Source organism: Halorubrum sp. Atlit-26R, from assembly GCF_003666015.1.
In the GTDB taxonomy this organism is placed as follows: domain Archaea; phylum Halobacteriota; class Halobacteria; order Halobacteriales; family Haloferacaceae; genus Halorubrum.
Map to the genome: position 1 here is coordinate 1 of NZ_QPLT01000366.1, position 531 is coordinate 531.

Here is a 531-nt window from a genome sequence, read left to right on the forward strand (position 1 = left end):
GCCGGCCTCGTCCTCGCGGCCATCTACTACGCCCGGAGCATCGAGCGCGAGGCGGGGGTCAACGACCCATGAGTGAGACACGAACCCGCGTCGCCGACCACATCAAGCACAACCCGGGAGTCCATTTCAACGAGCTCGTTCGCGCGCTCGACCTCGCTCCCGGCCAGGTACAACACCACGTCCGCAGACTGCTCTCCGACGAGACGGTCCGCCGCTCCGAGTTCTACGGACGGACGCACTACTTCCCCCCCGAGTTCGACGCGTGGGAGCGCGGCGCGCTCGCGCTCGTCCGCCGGGAGACCGCCCGCGACATCCTCGGCCACCTCCTCGAACACGGCGACGCCCGCCCCGACGACGTGGCCGACGACATCGGCGTCGCCCGCAGCACGCTGGAGTGGCACCTCGACCACCTCGTCGAACGCGACGTGGTCCGCAAGGAGCGCGACCTGCACAACCGCGTGACGCTCGTCCTCACCCACCCCGAGCGGACGACCCGGCTGTTGGACGACGTGTCGCCGTCGCTCCCCGAGC

At 70.4% G+C, this 531-nt stretch carries 1 protein-coding gene; it reads left to right on the forward strand.

Annotated elements, in window-relative coordinates:
* Positions 1–68 precede the first annotated feature (68 nt).
* A partial coding sequence (locus tag DVK07_RS21000) for a winged helix-turn-helix transcriptional regulator (RefSeq protein ID WP_121598611.1) occupies positions 69–531 on the forward strand: 463 nt, incomplete at its 3' end.